Source organism: Streptomyces sp. BE20, from assembly GCF_036322525.1.
Taxonomy (GTDB): domain Bacteria; phylum Actinomycetota; class Actinomycetes; order Streptomycetales; family Streptomycetaceae; genus Kitasatospora.
This window is the reverse complement of record NZ_JAQYWW010001223.1, coordinates 394,352-408,922: the sequence shown is the minus strand read 5'-3', so window position 1 is coordinate 408,922 and position 14,571 is coordinate 394,352. Positions and strand designations below refer to the sequence as shown.

Annotated in this window: 14 protein-coding genes; 9 read left to right on the top strand and 5 right to left on the bottom strand. The window is 72.8% G+C overall.

The genetic code is table 11. The features are described from left to right. Positions 1–276: 276 nt before the first annotated feature. Positions 277–960 (bottom strand): phosphate signaling complex protein PhoU, encoded by a 684-nt coding sequence (gene phoU / locus PUR61_RS44195; RefSeq protein WP_329885604.1) that lies wholly within the window; start codon positions 958–960, stop codon positions 277–279. Between the two features lie 306 nt (positions 961–1,266). Here phoU and PUR61_RS44190 point away from each other — a divergent pair, with 306 nt between their 5' ends. Together PUR61_RS44190 and PUR61_RS44185 are read left to right on the top strand one after the other, a co-directional pair. After that, on the top strand, positions 1,267–2,541 hold the full coding sequence (locus PUR61_RS44190; protein WP_329885603.1) for a sensor histidine kinase: 1,275 nt from the start codon (positions 1,267–1,269) through the stop codon (positions 2,539–2,541). A 2-nt stretch (positions 2,542–2,543) separates the two neighbouring features. Continuing rightward, positions 2,544–3,236: a response regulator transcription factor gene (locus PUR61_RS44185; protein WP_327678296.1), complete on the top strand. Its 693-nt coding sequence runs from the start codon at positions 2,544–2,546 to the stop codon at positions 3,234–3,236. Between the two features lie 127 nt (positions 3,237–3,363). Here the strand turns inward: PUR61_RS44185 and PUR61_RS44180 are convergent, their stop codons facing one another. Beyond that, positions 3,364–3,960 (bottom strand): DUF461 domain-containing protein, encoded by a 597-nt coding sequence (locus tag PUR61_RS44180; protein ID WP_329885602.1) that lies wholly within the window; start codon positions 3,958–3,960, stop codon positions 3,364–3,366. A gap of 435 nt (positions 3,961–4,395) precedes the next feature. Here PUR61_RS44180 and PUR61_RS44175 point away from each other — a divergent pair, with 435 nt between their 5' ends. The 7 genes from PUR61_RS44175 (at position 4,396) to PUR61_RS44145 (ending at position 11,628) form a co-directional block, all read left to right on the top strand. After that, positions 4,396–4,878 carry a CarD family transcriptional regulator gene (locus tag PUR61_RS44175; RefSeq protein WP_030244332.1) on the top strand — a complete coding sequence of 161 codons (483 nt, stop codon included), beginning with the start codon at positions 4,396–4,398 and terminating at the stop codon, positions 4,876–4,878. A 258-nt stretch (positions 4,879–5,136) separates the two neighbouring features. Beyond that, entirely contained in the window at positions 5,137–5,886 is a 750-nt protein-coding gene (gene ispD, locus PUR61_RS44170; RefSeq protein WP_329885749.1) for a 2-C-methyl-D-erythritol 4-phosphate cytidylyltransferase, read from the top strand. Then, positions 5,876–6,385 carry a 2-C-methyl-D-erythritol 2,4-cyclodiphosphate synthase gene (gene ispF / locus PUR61_RS44165; protein ID WP_329885601.1) on the top strand — a complete coding sequence of 170 codons (510 nt, stop codon included), beginning with the start codon at positions 5,876–5,878 and terminating at the stop codon, positions 6,383–6,385. Before ispD ends, ispF begins: the two co-directional genes overlap by 11 nt. A 253-nt stretch (positions 6,386–6,638) precedes the next feature. Beyond that, the gene (locus PUR61_RS44160) at positions 6,639–7,034 is read left to right on the top strand and encodes a PPOX class F420-dependent oxidoreductase (protein WP_329885600.1); all 396 of its coding nucleotides are present in this window, start codon (positions 6,639–6,641) and stop codon (positions 7,032–7,034) included. A 118-nt stretch (positions 7,035–7,152) separates the two neighbouring features. Next, positions 7,153–8,547: a cysteine--tRNA ligase gene (gene cysS / locus PUR61_RS44155; protein ID WP_329885599.1), complete on the top strand. Its 1,395-nt coding sequence runs from the start codon at positions 7,153–7,155 to the stop codon at positions 8,545–8,547. 141 nt (positions 8,548–8,688) lie between these two features. After that, positions 8,689–9,684: a 23S rRNA (guanosine(2251)-2'-O)-methyltransferase RlmB gene (gene rlmB, locus PUR61_RS44150; protein WP_329885598.1), complete on the top strand. Its 996-nt coding sequence runs from the start codon at positions 8,689–8,691 to the stop codon at positions 9,682–9,684. Between the two features lie 186 nt (positions 9,685–9,870). Then, positions 9,871–11,628 carry a DoxX family membrane protein gene (locus tag PUR61_RS44145; protein ID WP_329885597.1) on the top strand — a complete coding sequence of 586 codons (1,758 nt, stop codon included), beginning with the start codon at positions 9,871–9,873 and terminating at the stop codon, positions 11,626–11,628. Positions 11,629–11,836: 208 nt separating this feature from the next. Here PUR61_RS44145 and PUR61_RS44140 read toward each other — a convergent pair whose 3' ends face one another. The 3 genes from PUR61_RS44140 to PUR61_RS44130 form a co-directional block, all read right to left on the bottom strand. Continuing rightward, a complete protein-coding gene (locus PUR61_RS44140; RefSeq protein ID WP_329885596.1) occupies positions 11,837–12,619 on the bottom strand; it encodes a nucleotidyltransferase family protein in 783 nt (260 codons plus the stop codon). A gap of 174 nt (positions 12,620–12,793) precedes the next feature. Beyond that, positions 12,794–13,237 carry a hypothetical protein gene (locus PUR61_RS44135; RefSeq protein ID WP_329885595.1) on the bottom strand — a complete coding sequence of 148 codons (444 nt, stop codon included), beginning with the start codon at positions 13,235–13,237 and terminating at the stop codon, positions 12,794–12,796. 208 nt (positions 13,238–13,445) lie between these two features. Beyond that, entirely contained in the window at positions 13,446–14,537 is a 1,092-nt protein-coding gene (locus PUR61_RS44130) for an ABC transporter ATP-binding protein (protein ID WP_329885594.1), read from the bottom strand. Positions 14,538–14,571 lie beyond the last annotated feature (34 nt).

Sequence of the window (14,571 nt, the reverse complement as noted above, 5' to 3'; positions counted from 1 at the left end):
GGCCGCGAGGACGGGCAACAGCCTCGGTGCGGGTGACTCGATGGTGTCGGGTGCCGGTGCCGGTCGGGTCGGGTTTGCCTTCATCGCGCTGGCCCCTCCTTCTGACGGGCACACTTCTGTGCCTACGGAATCGAGTGAAGCCGCCGACCGGAGGGAGCGTCAACGGGCGCGCAGTGGTGGGGAGTCCACGCATTCGTGCTTCCCCACCACCCCCGCTCCGGGTTTACTCACCCGCAGGGGTGAGGGCTGCCCGGCGCGGGACGCCCGCGACCGGGGTCACTCGGCCCCGGCGGCCGCCTCCGAGGCGGCGACGAACTCGTCCACGTGCTCACCGGTCACCAGGTAGACGACGCGCTTGGCCACCGAGACCGCGTGGTCGGCGAACCGCTCGTAGTAGCGGCCGACCAGGGTGACGTCCACGGCGGTCTCGATCCCGTGGTGCCAGCGCTCGTCGATCAGGTGCGCGAACAGTTCGCGATGCAGCGCGTCGATCGCGTCGTCGTCCTGCTCCAGCTCCAGCGCCTTGTCGACGTTCTTGGTGGCGATCACCAGGCCGGCCTTGGCCACCAGCCGCTGGGCGAGCTGGCCCATCTCCAGGACCGTCGCGTGCAGGTCGCTCGGGACCGCCGACTCCGGGTAGCGCAGCCGCGCGACCTTGGCGACGTGGCGGGCGAGGTCGCCGCAGCGCTCCAGGTCGGCGCTCATCCGCAGGGAGGTGACGACGATCCGCAGGTCGGTGGCGACGGGCTGCTGGCGGGCGAGCAGGTCGATCGCCCGGTTCTCCAGCTCGTGGTGCAGGTCGTTGACCTTCTCGTCGGCGGCGATCACGCTCTCCGCCAGGGCCAGGTCCGCGTCGAGGAGCGCGGTGGTGGCCCGCCCGAGGGCCGAGCCGACCAGCCGTGCCATCTCGACCAGGCTGTCGCCGATCGAGTCGAGTTCCTCGTGGTACGCGTCGCGCATGATCTCTCCTCAGTAGCTGTGTCGGTGGCGGTGCCGACCGGTCATCCGGTACGACCGCCGTACGGCGCACGGGTGACCGCTGCTGGTGGCGCGAATCGTACGCGCGCACCTCGGGTGGCGGACGGTTGTTCTACTCCGCCACCTTCCCCACACGGGCTGCCCGGCCAACTCTCGGCCGTCCGGGCGACCACGCACGACCCGGACGGTGAACCGGCAGCTACCTGAAGGTGAATTCTCGGCAACGTGCGGCCGATCCCTTGATCCGACCCTGGGGGAGTGGCCGCACCGTGCGCTTAGGCTGGCGGTATGGACGTGAACGTGGCCGCCGCCGCTGCCTGCGCCATAGCCGGGCTCGGCGTCGGCCTCACGGCCTCGATCGCTTTCCGTTGGAGCGAGCGCGAGCAGGCCAGGGGCAGGTACGGCGGCACCAACCGGAATCAGGGGCCCAGTCCCGCGCAGGAACCCCCGCTCCCCCCGGGGGTCGACACCGTCCTCTCCGTGCTGCGGTCCTGCGCGATCGTGCTGGGCGAGGGCGACGAGGTGGTCAAGGCCAGCTCGGCGGCGTACGCCATGGGGCTGGTGCGCGGCGGTGCGGTCGCGGTGGACCAGCTGCTCGCGCTGGCCCGTGCCACCCGCCGGGACGGCGAGATCCGCCAGGCCGAGATGGAGCTGCCCCGCCCGGGCGCCGCCCGCGCCGCCGAGCCGCTCGCGGTCTCGGTCCGGGTCGCCCCGCTGGGCTCCCGGCTGGTCCTGGTACTGGTCGAGGACCAGACCGACCGCCGCCGGGTGGAGGCCGTCCGCCGCGACTTCGTCGCCAACGTCAGCCACGAGCTCAAGACCCCGGTCGGCGCTCTCTCGCTGCTCTCCGAGGCGGTCGCGGACGCGTCCGACGACCCCGAGGCGGTGCAGCGCTTCGCCGGCCGGATGCAGATCGAGGCCACCAGGCTGGCCAGCCTGGTCCAGGAGATCATCGACCTGTCCCGGGTCCAGGACGACCGGCTGATGGTCGACCCGGAACCGGTCGCGGTGGACGAGCTGATCGCCGAGGCGATCGACCGCTGCCGCCAGCAGGCCGCCGCCAAGCAGATCCTGATCGCGGCGGGCGGCATCGCGGGCCTCTACCTGCACGGCAACCGCGGCCAGCTCGCCGCCGCGCTCGGCAACCTGGTCGAGAACGCCGTCAACTACAGTCCGCCGCGGACCAGGGTCGCGATCGCCACCCGCCGGATCTCCAGTGCGGCGGCGCTCGGCGAGGCCGACGGCGAACTGATCGAGATCTCGGTGACCGACCAGGGCATCGGCATCTCCGAGAAGGACCGCGAGCGGGTCTTCGAACGGTTCTACCGGGTCGACCCCGCGCGCTCCCGGCAGACCGGTGGCACCGGCCTCGGTCTCTCCATCGTCAAGCACGTGGCCGCCTCGCACGGCGGCACGGTCTCGGTGTGGAGCGTCGAGGGCCAGGGCTCCACTTTCACCCTCCGCCTGCCCGCCGGGCAGGCCCCCGTGGACCAGTTTCCCCACACGGGGAAGCCCGCGGAACCCCTGTCAGAAACAACCCCCCAGCTTGCCCCGGAGGCCTGATCGTGACCCGAGTACTGGTGGTAGAGGACGAGGAGTCGTTCAGCGACGCCCTGTCGTACATGCTTCGCAAGGAGGGCTTCGAGGTGGCCATCGCCGCCACCGGCCCCGACGCGCTGGAGCAGTTCGAACGGAACGGTGCCGACCTCGTCCTGCTCGATCTGATGCTGCCGGGGCTGCCCGGTACCGAGGTCTGCCGCCAGCTCCGGGTGCGCTCGAACGTGCCGGTGATCATGGTCACCGCCAAGGACAGCGAGATCGACAAGGTCGTCGGTCTGGAGATAGGTGCGGACGACTACGTCACCAAGCCCTACTCCACCCGTGAGCTGGTCGCCCGGATCCGCGCGGTGCTGCGGCGCCGCGGCGAGAGCGAGGGCCCGGGCGACGGCGGCGGCCCCGGCGCGCTGGAGGCCGGTCCGGTCCGGATGGACGTCGACCGGCACGTGGTGACGGTGGACGGCGCCAAGGTCGACCTCCCGCTCAAGGAGTTCGACCTGCTGGAGATGCTGCTCCGCAACGCCGGCCGGGTGCTCACCCGGATGCAGCTGATCGACCGGGTCTGGGGCGCGGACTACGTCGGCGACACCAAGACGCTGGACGTCCACGTCAAGCGTCTGCGGGCGAAGATCGAGCCGGACCCGGGCGCGCCGCGCTACCTGGTCACGGTCCGTGGGCTCGGCTACAAGTTCGAGCCGTAAACCGGCCCGGAGGACTCCGGGACGAGGGCGTGCGCGCCGTCGCCCGCAGGGCAAGGGGAACGCCCCTCCGGCACTCGCCGGAGGGGCGTTCCCCTTGCCCTGCCCGGGTACGGCCGGGCGCCGTGCCTCAGTGGTGGGCGGCGGACGGGCTGCCCGAGGCGGGGGCGGTCGGGGTGGCGGCCTTCTTGGGCGGCACGGCCCCGGGGGCGGAGGTCGGGCCGAAGCCCTGGTACAGGCCCTTGTTCGGGCTGACCGAGGCCTCCGTCTCGAGCTTCTCGTGGTTCTTGAACGCGAACGCGGTGTTCACGTAGCCGCCCACGCTCAGGCTGGCCGAGGCCACCTTGGCGGACGGGTTGCCCTGACCGCCGAGCAGCACCGCGCCGCCGGGCGGGACGACGATGGTGCTCAGCGGGGCGCCCTTGTCGTCCGCGAAGGTGGCGGTGGCGCCGCTCCCGACGGTGATGGACTGCAGCTCCAGGGCCTCGGCGCCGGTGTTGCTGATGTTCACCGTCACATTGGCGGGGCCGGTGTGCTCGCCGGAGGACTCGTCCCCCGTGACCACGACGATGTTGTTCAGCCGGATGTCGGCGCCCAGGGTCGCGGCCGCGTTGTCGGGCTTGATCTCCAGGGTCTCCGGCGTGTTGCCGGCGGCGCAGGAGGACAACGAGGCGATGGCGAGGGCGGCGATGGCGGCGATGCTGCCGCGTCGAAGGCTGCGGCTCACGGCGGCGGCTTCTCCCTAGGTCACGTGTCGGTAGGTCAGGTCTCGGTCGGTGGATCCGGTCTCAGATTATCGACCTCGCTTATGCCGTCCTCACGGGGTGGTCCCCGTGTCGCGCCCCGGAAGGTTCAGGGGCGTCCGTACGGCCGCACGTCCACGTGCTCAGGTCAACAACGGACCAAGATCGGATCACGATCGGGAAACGGCCCGATAAACGGTGAAAACTCAAGATCCAATCACGGTTTCGAGAGTGTTGCGGCAGGTTTCGGTGAGCGTCGGAACCGCCTCCGACCTGCGGGAAGCCCGCGTCGAACACCGGTCGCAGCACGTCATGGGGGTGCTTGTCAAGCCCCGAGACCGGCCCTGACCTGCGAAAACGCCCTTCGGGTGCGGTGAAAAGCGTGTTATTCTGGAAAGCCACGGAAGGGGTCCTGTCACATGACGTTCAAGGTTGGCGACACGGTGGTCTACCCCCATCACGGGGCTGCGCTGATCGAGGCCATCGAAATTCGCCAGATCAAAGGTGTGGACAAGACCTACCTGGTGCTGAAGGTGCAGCAGGGAGACCTGACGCTTCGCGTGCCCGCCGAGAACGCGGAGTTCGTCGGCGTGCGCGACGTAGTCGGCCAGGAGGGTCTGGACCGGGTCTTCGAGGTGCTTCGCGCACCGTACACCGAAGAGCCGACCAACTGGTCCCGTCGCTACAAGGCGAACCTGGAGAAGCTCGCTTCGGGTGACGTTATCAAGGTCGCCGAGGTTGTGCGCGACCTCTGGCGTCGTGAGCGTGAGCGCGGTCTCTCGGCCGGAGAGAAGCGCATGCTCGCCAAGGCGCGCCAGATCCTCGTCAGCGAGCTCGCGCTGGCGGAGAACACCAACGAGGACAAGGCGGAGACGCTGCTCGACGAGGTGCTCGCCTCGTAGCGGCCGTCCGCTCCACAACGCTCACAGCGCCCGATGCCGGCGCGCCGCTCACCGGACCGATGGCCGGTGGGTGGTGCAGTGGCACTTCGGGCGCTGAGGCGTGTCCGGACGACGCCCCGCACCCGGGCGGCCCGGCCGGCCTCGGGTCTGCATGACCGTTTCTGCTGATTCCGCGGGCGGAGGACGGTGGTGCTTCGGAAGGGGTCCTCGCCCGTCGTGCACGCCATGGCCATACCCACTTCTCCGAAGGAGTGAAACCTGAACGCCACAGCAGCAGTCGCAGCAGCAGTGGTGCCCGCCGCGGGACGCGGCGAGCGACTGGGGCCCGGTGCCCCGAAAGCCCTGCGTGACCTGGGCGGCGTGCCGCTCCTGGTGCACGCCGTCCGGGCGCTGACCCGCAGCCGCGCGGTCGGCCTGGTCGTGGTCGCGGCGCCCGCCGACGGGGTGGCCGAGGTGGTCGCCCTGCTCGACAGCCACGGGCTGGAGGGCAAGGACATCCGGGTCGTGGCCGGCGGGGAGACCCGTCAGGAGTCCGTCCGGCTGGGCCTGGCCGCCATTCCCGCCGGGGTCGGGATCGTCCTGGTGCATGACGCGGCCCGGCCGCTCGTGCCGGTCGAGGTCGTCGACGCGGTCGCGGCCGCCGTCCGGGCCGGGGCGGAGGCGGTGGTGCCGGCGGTGCCGCTGGCCGACACCGTCAAGCGGGTCGAGCCCACGCCGGGCGGACCCGAGCCGGTGCTCGACACGCCCGACCGGTCCACCCTGCGCGCGGTCCAGACCCCGCAGGGGTTCCGCCGGGAGACGCTGGCCGAGGTGCACGCCAAGGCGCTGGCCGAGGAGGCCGGGGGCGCGCTGCCGCCGGTCACCGACGACGCCGGCCTGGTGGAGCGGTACGGCGGCCGGGTGGTCGTGGTGCCCGGTCACGAGGAGGCGTTCAAGGTGACCCGCCCGCTGGACCTCGTGCTCGCCGAGGCCGTACTCGCCCGCAGGAGGGCCTCCGATGGCTACTGAGCCGACCGCCGGCGCCGCCCCGGTGATTCCCCGGGTCGGCATCGGCACCGATGTGCACGCCTTCGAGGCCGGCCGCCCGCTCCGGGTCGCCGGCCTGGAGTGGCCGGGCGCCGAGTACGGCCTGGCCGGGCACTCGGACGCCGACGTGGCCGCGCACGCGGCGTGCGACGCGCTGTTCTCCGCCGCCGGGATCGGCGACCTGGGCGCGCACTTCGGCACCGACCGGCCCGAGTGGGCCGGGGCGTCCGGGGTGACGCTGCTCGGCGAGGCGGCGCGGCTGGTCCGCGCGGCCGGCTTCGAGATCGGCAACGTGGCGATCCAGGTGATCGGTATTCGGCCGAAGATCGGCAAGCGTCGCGAGGAGGCTCAGGCCGCGCTCGCCGCGGCGGTCGGCGCGCCGGTGTCGGTGTCCGGCACGACCACCGACGGACTGGGTCTCACCGGTCGGGCCGAGGGGCTGGCCGCGATCGCCACCGCCCTGGTGTACGAACGCCGTTGACGTTCCCACCGCCCGTTCCGGTGGTGCGCCGCCGGTCCTTCCGGAAGCCTGTCGAGGGCCGGGCCGGTCGCGGATCGGGCGGTGGCGTCACCGGATCGGGGGAACCCGCTCGGGAATAAGCGACGGGTGACGGGTGTTCAGGAGGGTTGCCGGGGGACCGAGTCGCTACCGTTCGGTGCGGGCCCCCGCCGGGCCCGGCCCCGCCCACCGGGCGATCTGTCCACCGCCGTTTGACGAGAAGAACGAGGTCCCGATGGCCGCACATCTCTCCGACCAGGCCAAGACTCTGATCGACGGCAAGAGCTTCGCCGTGATCTCCACGCTCCAGCCGGACGGCAGCCCGCAGTCCTCCGTGGTCTGGGTGAAGCGGGACGGCGACGACATCCTGTTCTCCACCGTCGAGGGGCGCCGCAAGCACCTCAACCTGGTGAAGGACCCGCGCGTCTCGTTGGTGATCAACCCGCCGGAGAACCCGTACACCTATCTGGAGGTGCGCGGCGAGGTCACGCTGACCCGTGAGGGCGGCCGGGAGCTGATCGACGAACTCGGCCTGAAGTACCGCGGCGAGCAGAAGTACACGTACGACGGCCCGGACGACGTTCGGGTGGTCGTCCGGCTGAGTCCGCGGAAGGTGGTCGGTTCGATCTGACCCTCCCGGGAACGGAGGGGGCGCTTCCTCTACGTCACAGAGCGGAAACGGCTCTGCAGCGGTATTGACATTCCAGAATGTCGCGGGGCACCCCCTCCTGCCCACTACGCTTGACGCTGTGAGCATTCGCCTGTACGACACCAGCACCCGCCAGGTACGCGACTTCGTCCCGCTTGTACCGGGTTGTGTCTCGATCTACCTGTGCGGCGCTACCGTCCAGTCGGCGCCACACATCGGGCACATCCGGTCCGGTCTCAACTTCGACATCATGCAGCGGTGGTTCGCCTACCGCGGCTACCAGGTGACGTTCGCCCGCAACGTCACCGACATCGACGACAAGGTGATCGCCAAGGAGCGCGAGCTCGGCACGCCCTGGTGGCAGATCGCCTACGCCAACGAGCGGGCCTTCAACGACGGTTACTCCGCGCTGGGCTGCCTGCCGCCGACCGTCGAGCCACGGGCCACCGGGCACGTCCCCGAGATGATCGAGATGATGCGGGGACTCATCGCGCGCGGGCACGCCTACGCGGCCGAGGGCAACGTCTACTTCGACGTGAAGTCCTTCCCGGGCTACCTCGAGCTCTCCAACCAGAAGCTGGAGAACCTCCAGCAGCCCGAGGGCGAGGGCGAGACCGGCAAGCGGGACCAGCGCGACTTCGCCATGTGGAAGTCGGTCAAGCCCGGCGAACCCAGCTGGGAGACCCCGTGGGGCCGCGGGCGCCCGGGGTGGCACCTGGAGTGCTCCGCGATGGCCCACAAGTACCTGGGCACGGCCTTCGACATCCACGGCGGCGGGCTCGACCTGATCTTCCCGCACCACGAGAACGAGATCGCCCAGTCCAAGGCGTTCGGCGACGACTTCGCCAACTTCTGGGTGCACAACGCGTGGGTCACCATGCGCGGCGAGAAGATGAGCAAGTCGCTCGGCAACTCGGTGCTGGTCTCCGAGATGGTCCGGCGCTGGCGGCCGATCGTGCTCCGCTACTACCTGGCCGCACCGCACTACCGCTCGATGATCGAGTACAGCGACGAGTCGCTGCGCGAGGCCGAGGCCGGGTTCGGCCGGATCGAGGGCTTCATCCAGCGGACCGTCGAGCGCTGCGGAAAGGTCGACGCCGCCCCCGAGGTGCCGCCGGCCTTCGCCGAGGCGATGGACGACGACCTGGGCGTGCCCCAGGCGCTGGCCATCGTGCACACCGCCGTCCGCCAGGGCAACAGCGCCCTCACCGCGGACGACAAGGAGAACGCGGTGGCGCGATTGGCCGAGGTCCGTGCGATGCTCGGTGTACTGGGACTCGACCCGCTCGACCCGCACTGGGCCGGGGCGGAGCGCGGCGAGGACCTGCACGGCGTCGTCGACTCGCTGGTCCACCTGGTCCTGGAGCAGCGGCAGGCGGCCCGGGCCCGCAAGGACTTTGCCACCGCGGACGCCATCCGCGACCAGCTCGGGCTGGCCGGACTGGCCATCGAGGACACCCCGTCCGGCCCGCGCTGGACGATCAACAACCAGTAACCCCCGGGCGACCGAGGGGTGAGGTGGGGCCGTACCTGACCGGTGCGGCCCTCCCGCATGACGGAGCGCATGCCGTCGGCCCCCACCGGCTTCCGCCGGAGGGGGCCGGCCATGCCGGACAGACAGACAGGAAGTACAGCCATGGCCGGCAACAGCCAGCGCAGGAACCGCCGCAACCCCGGGTCGAAGAAGGGCGCGAACGTCGGTACCGGCGGCCACAGCCGGAAGGCGCTCCAGGGCAAGGGCCCGACCCCGCCCGGCGCCGAACGCAAGGGTCACCCCAAGCAGCGGGCCGCCAACGCCGCGATCAAGCGCGAGCGGGACGCCAAGGCCCGGGCCGGCATGCGCCGCGCCGGTGGCGGCGGTCGCGGCGGTCGCGGCGGCGCCGGTGCCGCGGAGCTGGTGGTCGGCCGCAACTCGGTGGTCGAGGCGCTGCAGGGCGGCGTGCCGGCGACCGCGCTGTACGTCATGCAGTTCATCGACACCGACGACCGGGTCCGCGACGCCTTCCAGGCCGCCAACGACCGGGGCATCCCGCTGATGGAGGCCCCGCGCCCGCAGCTGGACCAGATGACCGGCGGCCTGAACCACCAGGGCCTGGTCCTCCAGGTCCCGCCGTACGAGTACGCGCACCCGGAGGACCTGCTGGCCGAGGCCGCGGACGCCGCCCAGGACGCGCTGATCGTGGCGCTGGACGGCGTCACCGACTCCCGCAACCTGGGCGCCGTGGTCCGTTCCGCCGCCGCCTTCGGCGCGCACGGCGTGGTCATCCCCGAGCGCCGGGCGGCCGGTATGACCGCCGGTGCGTGGAAGACCTCCTCGGGTGCGGCCGCGCGGCTGCCCGTCGCCCGCGCCACCAACCTGACCCGGACGCTGGAGGGCTACCAGAAGGCGGGCCTGCTGGTGGTCGGCCTGGCTGCCGACGGCGAGGCCGAGATCGGGGACCTGGAGGCGCTGACCGGGCCCGTCGTGATCGTCGCGGGCAGCGAGGGCAAGGGCCTGTCCCGGCTGGTCTCGGAGACCTGCGACCTGCTGGTGCGGATCCCGATGTCCGGGCTCACCGAGTCGCTGAACGCCGGTGTCGCGGCGAGCGTCGTGCTGTACGAGGCGGCGCGGCTCCGCTCCAAGGTCGGCTGACCGGAAGGCACACGCGGGGCGAGCGGCGCAAGGGGTTCTCCGGAATTCCCCGCCGTCCGTCCGCAAGACGAGTGAAAGCGATCGGGCCCGACCGGGCCCGATCGCTTTTCTCATGATCACTTCAAGGGGGCTCCCGATATCCACCCGGGAGAGTGTCCTAACCGGGCGTCACCCGGTTAGACGGGTGTGGACACCAGAACACCTCGGCGCCCCCTCCTGGGCGGCGGCAGCACCGGGATAGAGGCCGAACCCGGCCTCACCACCGTCAAGGTGCCGTCCGACCCGGCGCGCCTCAGCAGCACCCAGGCGAGCTTCCGGCTCAATCTCGGCACCCCGGTGGCGCCACTGATCGAGGCTCCGGCCGGACTGCTGTCCACCGGCGCCGCGTTCGGCGACCCCTACGCCACCCAGGGACTGATCCGCCGTTCGCCGGTCACCCCGCAGGTCGTCGTGCCCGCCTCCACGGTCTCGGCGCTCACCGGCGGGGCCGGCGGGCCGCGCCGCAAGGGCCGCGTCACACCGGTCACCTGGACCGGCGAGGCGCGGCCGGGCGACGTCGCCGCCACCCAGTTGCTGGAGGCCGTCCGGCTGGGCGGAGTCCCGGCACCGGCCGGTGCCGGCGGGCGCGGCTCCCTGGCCGACGACGACACCCGGCTGATCCCGCCGTACGGCGGCTCCCGGACGGTCCCGCGCCAACCGCGCGAGGGAGCCGGCACGGCCACCGAGGGCGGCGTCGGGCCGGTCGGCGCGCCCCAGGGCTGGACGCCCAGCGGCGAGCTGCCGGAGGTCTCCGCCGCCGGGGCGGAGGGCAGGCAGCCCTGGTACCCCGGCCGCCGGGTCGACCTCGGTCTGGTGCTGCTGCCCCTGCGCGCGGTGCTCGGCGCGCTCTCCGTCTACGCCGGGTTCAGCAAGCTCTGCGACCCGGTGTACTTCGACGGCGGCGAGCGCGGCTCGATGATGCGCTGGCTCTCCTCGCTGCACCCCTGGAAGGTCGCCGATCCGCTGCTGGCCTTCGCCATGGCGCACCCGGTCGGCTCCGGCCTGGTGGTGTCCTTCACCGAGATCGTGGTCGGCGTGCTGACCGTCCTCGGCCTCTGGCAGCGGCTCGCGGCCGGTGCGGCGATGGTCCTCTCCGCCGCACTGCTGTTCACGGTCAGCTGGCGGGCCGTCCCGGTCTACGACACCCCCGACCTGATCTTCCTGGCGGCGTGGAGCCCGCTGCTGATCGCCGGCGCGCCGTTCGGCTCGCTGGACGGGCGGCTCAACCTGGAGGCCTGGCGGCGGTACGGTGCCGACGCCCCGGCCGCGCTGCGCCGCCGGGTGGTGCGGCGCGGTGCGGTGGTCACCGCGGTGGTGGTCGGACTGACCCTGCTGGTCGGCTCGATGCTGGGCGCGGCGGTCCGCACCGGCGCCCGCCCGCACCCGGCGCCGTCCCGGCCGGCCACCGACTACGGCACCCCGGTCTGGCCGAGCGGCGGGCCGTCCGCCGCGCCCGGCGGGAAGGGCCCGTCCACCTCGCCCTCGCCCGCCGCCTCCCGGCCGGCCTCGCCGACCGCCCCGGCGACGTCCGCCCCGCCGTCCGGCGCCCCGACCTCGCCCAAGGCGGCGACGGCCACGCCGAGCGGCAAGGCGAAGTCGGCCAGGCCGGAGAGCGGTGCGGCCAGCCCGGCCGCGCCGGCCGCCTCGGCGCCGCCCGCCGCCCCGGCCCCCGCCGGGTCGGCGCCCGCGCCGCGCAGTACGCCGGCCTCGGGCGGCGGCTCGGGGACGGCGTCGAAGCCGAGCCCGAGCAGCGGTGCCGGCACCGGCGGCGCGCCGACCGGCACGGGTACGGGCAGCGGCTCGGGCTCGGGGCTGCTGGGCGGCGTGCTCGGGAGCGGGCCGCTGTCCGAGCTGGCCGGCGGCGGCGCGCGGAACTCCCGTCCGGGGGCTCCGACGGCCACCTGACGGCCCGGGACGACGGCCGGCCGGGTACTCCGTGGGGGAGCACCCGGCCGGTCGTCGTGGGCCGGTGACCCGGCGGGCTGCTGCGGTGGCTCCGGCGGGCGTGGCGGCTGCGGGAGGCCACCGCGGGGATCAGGCCCGCCGAGGGAGACGGATCACCGAGGGGGACGGATCACCGAGGGGGCGGACCGAGGGGCGGGGCGGGGGCGGATCACTGCGGGGCGCGGCCGGCGCCGGCGGCCAGCTCCTTGGCGGCTTCGGTGAGGTCCTTGGCGGTGTCGATGGCCCGCCAGTAGACGCCCTGCGGCAGCTGGTAGCCGGCCAGCCGCTTGCTGCGGGCCAGCTGGGGGAAGGTGGTCCGCTCGTGGTCGCCGACGTCCGGCAGCAGTTCGGCGAACTCCGGGCTGAACACGTAGAGCCCGGCGTTGATGAGGAACGGCGAGGGCGGGGCCTCGATGAAGTCGAGGACGTTGCCGAACTGGTCGGTCTCGACCGCGCCCCACGGGATCCGCGGGCGGGCCAGCGCGAGGGTCGCGACGGCGTCGCGCTCGTGGTGGAACGCGGCCATGTCGCGCAGGCTGAACCGGGTCCAGATGTCGCCGTTGGTGGCGTACCAGGGTTCGTCGGGGCGGGGCAGGGCCGCGGCGGCGTACTTGAGCCCGCCGCCTCGGCCGAGCGGCTCGGCCTCGACCACCGTGCGGACCTTCATCGGCAGGTCGGCCTTGTCGAGCCACTCCTCCAGCACGTCCGCGAGGTGGCCGCAGGAGACGACCGCGTCGGTGACGCCCTCGGAGGCGAGCCAGGCCAGCTGGTGGCCGAGGATCGGCGTGCCCGTGCCGGGGATCTCGACCAGCGGCTTGGGGCGGTCGTCCGTGTAGGGCCGCAGCCGCGAGCCCTGGCCACCGGCCAGGATGACGGCCTGGGTCACGGGTACCGGGCCGGGCGGGGGCTGGTGGGCCGGTTGGGCGGCGGCGGGGCCGGAGTCAGCGCTCATGGCTGAACAATAGGCGCGGTACCGGGTCCGCGGGCCGGCATCGCGCGGACCGGTGACGGTCGCGGTCGGCCGGGGCACCACCCGGGTCGGTGGCGCCCGTCACCGGGGCCGCTCGGGCCGACGACACCCCGGCCACCCGCCGGTCGGCGACACCGGGCCGGGTGTCGCCGCGGGTCAGGCGGAGGCGCCGGAGGCGAAGGCGCCGTCACAGACCGGGCGGGCGAAGGACCGGGCGCGCTGGACGTCGCCCTGGTACTTGCGCACCGCGGCCTTGCCCAGCTCGGTGGCGAGCGAGGTGCAGTACGGCGTCAGCGCGGGCTGCTCGCGCATGGAGCGCTCCAGCAGGTCCAACGCGCTGCCCGGGTTGTGCGCCCGCAGCTCGTCCAGGAGCACGACGCGCAGCGCGTCCTGGGGGGCGAGCCCGTCGGGGGCCCTGCCGGCGGTCGCCGTCCGGCCGATCCCGGCGCCGTCCCCGCTGGACGCCGCCACGACCTGCTGGTCCAGCGCGGTCGGCGGTGCCCACGGCACCCTGGTCACGGCGAGGGTGCCGGTGGTCACCAGGACGACGGGCAGGGCGAGGGCGACGGTCTGGCCGATTCGGCGAACTAGCTGCTTCACGCTCAGGAGCGTAGCGGTGGGTGGGCGTCGCATCGCCCTCCGTTACACCATCGGGTGACAGGATGTCCGGGTTCGTCCCTGCACCGTGTTGACGTCATCACCCGTTGGGGTGGCCGAACGCGGCGGAGCCCCGCCGGACCGGTGACGGTCCGACGGGGCTCCGACGGGGTGCTGCGCGCCACGGCCGGCCGGAGCCGGTCGGGGCCGCTCAGTTGGAGAGGCGGGCGCCGCTGCTGGTGGAGAACACGTGGGTCTCGTTGGCGATCGGCACGACGTGGATGGTCTCGCCGCGGGCCGGGATCTGGCGGCCGTGCACGCGGACCACCAGGTCCTTGTCCGCGCCGCCGATCTGGGTGGTGCCGTACACGAAGCCGTCCGAGCCGAGCTCCTCGACCACGTTGACGGTGACGGCGACGCCCTCGATGCCGCCCGAGGGGACGATCTCGAAGTGCTCCGGGCGGATGCCGACGGTCACGGTCTTGTCGGTGCCGGCGCCGGACAGGTCCTCGCGGGAGATGTTGACGACCGAGCCGCCGAACTTCACGCCGCCGTCGACCAGCGGCACCTCGACCAGGTTCATCGCGGGCGAGCCGATGAAGCCGGCGACGAAGAGGTTGGCGGGCCGGTCGTACATGTTGCGCGGGGTGTCGACCTGCTGCAGGAGGCCGTCCTTGAGCACCGCGACCCGGTCGCCCATGGTGAGCGCCTCGGTCTGGTCGTGGGTCACGTACACCGTGGTGATGCCCAGGCGGCGCTGCAGGCCGGCGATCTGGGTACGGGTCGAGACGCGGAGCTTGGCGTCCAGGTTGGACAGCGGCTCGTCCATCAGGAAGACCTGCGGCTCGCGGACGATCGCGCGGCCCATCGCGACACGCTGGCGCTGACCGCCGGAGAGCGCCTTCGGCTTCCGGTCCAGCAGCGCGGTGAGGTCGAGGATCTTGCCGGCCTCCTCGACCTTGGCGCGGATCTCCGACTTGTTGACGCCGGCGATCTTGAGCGCGAAGCCCATGTTCTCGGCGACGGTCATGTGCGGGTACAGCGCGTAGTTCTGGAACACCATCGCGATGTCCCGGTCCTTCGGCGGCAGGTGGGTGACCTCGCGGTCGCCGATGCGGATCGCGCCGCTGTTGACGTCCTCCAGGCCGGCCAGCATGCGGAGGCTGGTCGACTTGCCGCAGCCGGAGGGGCCGACGAGGACGAGGAACTCGCCGTCCGCGATGTCCAGGTCCAGGGCGTCCACCGAGGGCTTGTCGGCCCCGGGGTAGACACGGGTCGCCTTGTCGTACGTCACAGAAGCCATGGCTGTGCTCTCCTTCACCGGCAGGAACGTGCCG

Coding starts and splice junctions, on each gene's coding strand:
- PUR61_RS44190 (WP_329885603.1), top strand. CDS start 1,267: ATGGACGTGAACGTGGCCGCCGCCGCTGCCTGCGCCATAGCCGGGCTC.
- PUR61_RS44175 (WP_030244332.1), top strand. CDS start 4,396: ATGACGTTCAAGGTTGGCGACACGGTGGTCTACCCCCATCACGGGGCT.
- ispF (WP_329885601.1), top strand. CDS start 5,876: ATGGCTACTGAGCCGACCGCCGGCGCCGCCCCGGTGATTCCCCGGGTC.
- rlmB (WP_329885598.1), top strand. CDS start 8,689: ATGGCCGGCAACAGCCAGCGCAGGAACCGCCGCAACCCCGGGTCGAAG.
- PUR61_RS44160 (WP_329885600.1), top strand. CDS start 6,639: ATGGCCGCACATCTCTCCGACCAGGCCAAGACTCTGATCGACGGCAAG.
- PUR61_RS44140 (WP_329885596.1), bottom strand. CDS start 12,619: ATGAGCGCTGACTCCGGCCCCGCCGCCGCCCAACCGGCCCACCAGCCC.
- phoU (WP_329885604.1), bottom strand. CDS start 960: ATGCGCGACGCGTACCACGAGGAACTCGACTCGATCGGCGACAGCCTG.
- PUR61_RS44130 (WP_329885594.1), bottom strand. CDS start 14,537: ATGGCTTCTGTGACGTACGACAAGGCGACCCGTGTCTACCCCGGGGCC.